Origin of the sequence: Nocardioides panacihumi (assembly GCF_039530925.1) — a bacterium.
Lineage (GTDB): Bacteria > Actinomycetota > Actinomycetes > Propionibacteriales > Nocardioidaceae > Nocardioides > Nocardioides panacihumi.
In genome coordinates this window covers 134,499-139,027 of sequence record NZ_BAAAPB010000003.1, presented here as the reverse complement: position 1 = coordinate 139,027, position 4,529 = coordinate 134,499, and the positions used below count along the sequence as shown (strand labels likewise).

Annotated in this window: 6 protein-coding genes; 1 reads left to right on the top strand and 5 read right to left on the bottom strand. The window is 72.5% G+C overall.

Going from position 1 to position 4,529, the window contains the following annotated elements:
- On the bottom strand, window positions 1-866 hold an 866-nt coding region (locus ABD205_RS15280), incomplete at its 3' end, for an EamA family transporter (protein ID WP_344046177.1).
- A 73-nt stretch (window positions 867-939) separates the two neighbouring features.
- Between ABD205_RS15280 and ABD205_RS15275 the strand changes: the two genes are divergently transcribed.
- Window positions 940-1,833 (top strand): LysR family transcriptional regulator, encoded by an 894-nt coding sequence (locus ABD205_RS15275; RefSeq protein WP_344046174.1) that lies wholly within the window; start codon window positions 940-942, stop codon window positions 1,831-1,833.
- A gap of 43 nt (window positions 1,834-1,876) precedes the next feature.
- Here the strand turns inward: ABD205_RS15275 and ABD205_RS15270 are convergent, their stop codons facing one another.
- The 4 genes from ABD205_RS15270 to meaB form a co-directional block, all read right to left on the bottom strand.
- A complete protein-coding gene (locus ABD205_RS15270; RefSeq protein ID WP_344046172.1) occupies window positions 1,877-2,815 on the bottom strand; it encodes a tetratricopeptide repeat protein in 939 nt (312 codons plus the stop codon).
- 45 nt (window positions 2,816-2,860) lie between these two features.
- Window positions 2,861-3,364, bottom strand: a complete 504-nt coding sequence (locus ABD205_RS15265) for a PH domain-containing protein (protein ID WP_344046170.1) — start codon at window positions 3,362-3,364, stop codon at window positions 2,861-2,863.
- Between the two features lie 22 nt (window positions 3,365-3,386).
- Window positions 3,387-3,548 (bottom strand): hypothetical protein, encoded by a 162-nt coding sequence (locus tag ABD205_RS15260; RefSeq protein ID WP_344046168.1) that lies wholly within the window; start codon window positions 3,546-3,548, stop codon window positions 3,387-3,389.
- A gap of 81 nt (window positions 3,549-3,629) precedes the next feature.
- Window positions 3,630-4,529: methylmalonyl Co-A mutase-associated GTPase MeaB (gene meaB / locus ABD205_RS15255; protein WP_344046166.1), on the bottom strand; the 900-nt coding region annotated here is incomplete at its 5' end.

Here is a 4,529-nt window from a genome sequence, read left to right as displayed (position 1 = left end):
GCGGGCCGGCGGGTGCGGGCGACGCCGTTCGCGATGAGCGCCCCTGCCACCAGCAGGACACCGCCGACCAGCTCGGCGGGTGCGGGCGTCTCGCCGAGCACCAGCCACGCCGAGACGACGCCGACAGGCGGCACCAGCAGCACCCAGGGCACGACCGCGGGCGCGGGGTTGCGGGAGAGCAGCCCGTTGAAGATGCCGTAGCCGACGATCGACGCGAGCCCGGCCGTGTAGAGCGTCGACAGCCCCGCCTGCCACCCGAACGACGCGAGCCCGTCGCGGATGCCGCTCGGCCCGTCGAAGACCAGCGAGAGCGCCAACGCGGGCACGGGCACGACCAGCGCCGACCAGACCGTCAACGACAGCCCACCGGTCGCGCCCGACGCCCGGCTGACGACGTTGCCCGTCCCCCACGACAGCGCAGCCGCGAGGCAGAGCAGCAGCGCGCCGAGCGGCACGTGGCCGCCGCGCCCGAGTCCGACCACGAGCAGGCCGACGACGCCGAGCCCGACACCCGCGATCTGGTACGTCGTCGGCACCTCCCGCAGCACGCCGGCCGCGATCACGATCGTGAAGACGACCTGTGCCTGGAGCACGAGCGACGCCAGACCGGCCGGCAGCCCGGCGGCCATGCCGGCGTACAGGAACGCGAACTGGCCGAGCGACATGAACAGGCCCACCGCAGCGACCGTCCGCCACGGGACCGGCGGGCGGGGGACGAACCAGATCGCCAGGCAGATGACGGCGATGAACCGGATCGCGAGGAAGAGCAGCGGCGGGATGCCGACCATGCCACGGTCGATCACGACGAAGTTGAGGCCCCAGAGCACGGCGACGAGGGCGGCGAGGAAGGCATCGCGGCGGTTCACGGAGTCCAGGCTGCCAGGCAAGATCTTGAAGGACCAGCGAATAGTCCTACACGTCTCTCGGTAGCATCGCTACATGATCGACCTCGCCGCCCTCAGCGCCCTACGAGCCGTGGAGACATACGGCAGCGTCAGCGCCGCCGCCGAGACGCTCGGATTCACGCCGAGCGCAGTGTCACAGCAGGTCAAGCGGCTGGAGCGGCAGACCGGCGTACCCCTGCTCGAGCGGGTCGGCCGGGGCGTCATGCTGACGCACCACGGTCGCCACCTCGTCGAGGAGGGCGCGCGCCTCCTCGCCGACCTGGAGCAGATCGAGTCGGGTCTCCACCGCCAGGTCGGCGCGGTGGCCGGCAGGCTGCGGCTGACCGCGTTCTCGACGGCCATGCGCGGTCTCGTCGCACCGATCGCCAGCGGGCTGAGGTCCGCCCACCCCGACCTCGAGCTCGCGCTCGCTGAGCGCGAGCCCTGGGACACCGTCGACCTCGTCGCGTCCGGTCAGACGGACCTCGGCGTCGTCCACACCTGGGGCGACGTGCCCATCGCGGTGCCCGACCATCTCGTCGCCACCACCATCGCCCACGATCTCGCCGACGTGGTCGTCCACCGCGACCACCCGCTGGCCGGCCGGCTCTCCGTCACCCCGCACGACCTGGTCGACGAGGGCTGGATCGCGACGCCCGAGGGCACGATCTGCCGTCAGTGGCTGACCAGGATGTACGACGGCACCGGCCGACTGCCCCGGATCGCGCACGTCTCGATGGAGTTCGACAGCCACCTCGCCCTCGTCCGTGCGGGGCTCGGCATCGCGCTCGTCCCCCGGCTCGGCCGGTCGCCGCTGGGCGACGACCTGGTCGCCGTCTCGGCCCACGACCCGGAGCCGACCCGCGAGGTCATCGCCCTGCACCGGCGGTCGATGGCGGACTCCCCCGCGGTGAGGGCCGTGCTCGACGCTCTTTCCCGGGAGGCTTGAGTGTCTCGACCACCCATGGGTGGTCGAGACACTCGAGGATCGCTCAGAACAGAGCGGACGCCAGCGCCTGCCGGCCCTTGAGCACCCGCGGGTCGTCGTTGCCGACGGCGGCGAAGAGGCCGATCAGGTGCTCGCGGGCGGCATTGCGCTCGTCCCCCGACGTACGACGGACCAGCTCGACGAGCCGCGCGAAGGAGTCCTCGACGTGTCCCCCGAGCAGGTCCAGGTCGGCCACCATGATCTGCGCGGCGACGTCACCCGGGTCCGCCGCCGCTGCCGCGCGGGCGGCGTTGAGGTCGGTCCCCTGCGTGCGCTGGAGCACCTTCGCCATGGCGAGTCCGGCGGCGGCCTCCGCGTCGGCGGGGTTGGCGTCGACGAGCTTCTGGTACTCGGCGACCGCGCCGTCGATGTCGCCGGCTTCGAGTGCATCCTGCGCGGGGGCGTAACGCGGGTCGAGCGCCTGGGCTCCGTCCTCGTCCTCGGGGAGGCCGGCGGGCCTCCGGGGCTGGTGGCGTCCGGAGATGCCCTGGACGGTCAGCTGCTGGCCGAGCTGGTTGAAGAAGGTGCGCAGCTCGTCGATCGGCGGCGCGCCGGGGATCGGCTGCGTCGCGGGGCGGCCGTCGAGGATCACGTACATCAGCGGCACCTGCGGGATCTGCATCGCCTGGGCGATCTGCGGGTGGGCGTCGATGTCGACGAGGCCGGCGAGGAAGCGGCCGTCGTACTCCTCGACGATCGTGCTGACGTCGTTGGCGAGCGTGGCGCTCTCGGGCGAGCGGGTCGGCGAGTAGAAGACGAGGACCACCGGCGCCGTCACGGAGGCCTCGAGGATCGTCTGGAACGCCTGCTCGTCGACGTCGACCGTGTAGGAGCCCGTCGGGCCGGACGGGACGCCCCCGCCGGCGGGCGCGGCGGGTGCGCCCGGCCGGGACAGGCCGGACAGGTCGATCGCACCGGGACGGGAGAACGGCTGCTGCGTCATGGCGCCAATCCTAGGGTGGCCCGTCGGTCCACCGGACGACCCCGGTCACCAGACCCGCGGCCCGCGCAGACCGGCACGCTGGACGACCCGCTGGATCGCCAGGTCGCGCTGATCGGGGCGGCCGACGTGGCGGATCTCGCGCAGCCCCTGGTCCTGGGCCGCAGACTCGAAGACGAAGTGCCCGAAGCCGAGCAGTCGCCCGTGCAGCGGCCTGCTGACGGTGATGTCGAGGATCCGCGAGAGCGGCATCGTGGCCAGGTGGGTGGCCAGCACGCCGTGGACGCGGAAGACGCGCATGTTCGTGACGACGAAGCGGTCCCGGTGCTCGCGCACCCCCAGCCAGGCCGCGTGCAGCCCGACCAGCCCGCCGAGCACGAGCGGGAGCCAGCCGACGGCCACCGGCACGAACGGGGTCGCCAGGAGCAACGCCAGCCCCAGCAGGCCCTCGCCGACCGGGCGGACGTAGGCGACCCAGTGCTTGCGGACCTCGTCGACGATGACCTCGCCCTCGTCCCGGAGCAGATGCTTGGCGATGCCCGGGTCCAGCATCGAGGAGACGCTCACCCGGTCGTCAGAGAGCGCGCAGGTAGTTGATGACGGCTTCGAACAACGACTCCGTCGCCGACCACGCGTCGCTACCGGCCGTCTTCGACGACGCGGCCAGCCCGTTCGGGTCGGTGAAGAGCCAGAATCCGAAGAAGACCACGAGAACAGCGATGAGCACCTTCTTCATGGGCCACCTTCCTACCAAAGGCGGGCGCCGGCCCGGGGCAGCGACGCCCCGGTCATCGCGGTCGCGAGTGTGACTTATGTCCTAGGACCTGAGGAGTTTGTCCGCGGCGGCATAGGGGTCGCTCTCCCCCAGGGCCACGGCCGCGGCGAGGGTGTCGAGCTCAGCGGAGGTCCCGACCTCGCCCCAGCGTGCGCGGAGCGTGTCGAGCGCGATCGCCTCGATCTCCTCCCTCGCTCGCCGCGTACGCCGACGGGCGAGCTCGCCCGTCCGTACGAGCCAGTCGTGGTGCTCGTCGATCGCCGCCACCACCTCGGCCAGCCCCGTCCCCGTCTGCGCGACGGTCTTGAGGATCGGCGGCCTCCACTCCCCCTCGCGCCGGTCTGCCAGCGCCAGCATGCCGCGCAGGTCGCGGCGCACGGCGTCCGCGCCCTCACGGTCGGCCTTGTTGATCACGTAGAGGTCGCCGATCTCGAGGATGCCCGCCTTCGCGGCCTGGATGCCGTCGCCCATGCCGGGTGCGAGGAGCACGACGGTGGTGTCGGCCAGGGCGGCGATCTCGACCTCCGACTGCCCGACGCCGACGGTCTCGATGACGACGACGTCGAAGCCCGCCGCGTCGAGCACCCGCAGCGCCTGCGGAGTAGTCCAGGCGAGGCCGCCGAGGTGCCCACGTGACGCCATCGACCTGATGAAGACACCACGGTCGGTCGCGTGGTCGGACATCCGCACCCGGTCGCCGAGGAGCGCGCCACCGGAGAACGGCGACGACGGGTCGACGGCGAGCACGCCCACGCGTCGGCCGCCGGAGCGCAGCTCGGCGACCAGGGCGTTGGTGGTGGTCGACTTGCCGACCCCCGGGGAGCCGGTGATGCCGACGACGATCGCGTTCCCCGCGTACGGCGCCAGGGCGGCCATCACCTCACGCAACGCGTGCCCGCCCGTGGCCGGCGCCTCCTCGACGAGGGTGATGAGACGGGCGAC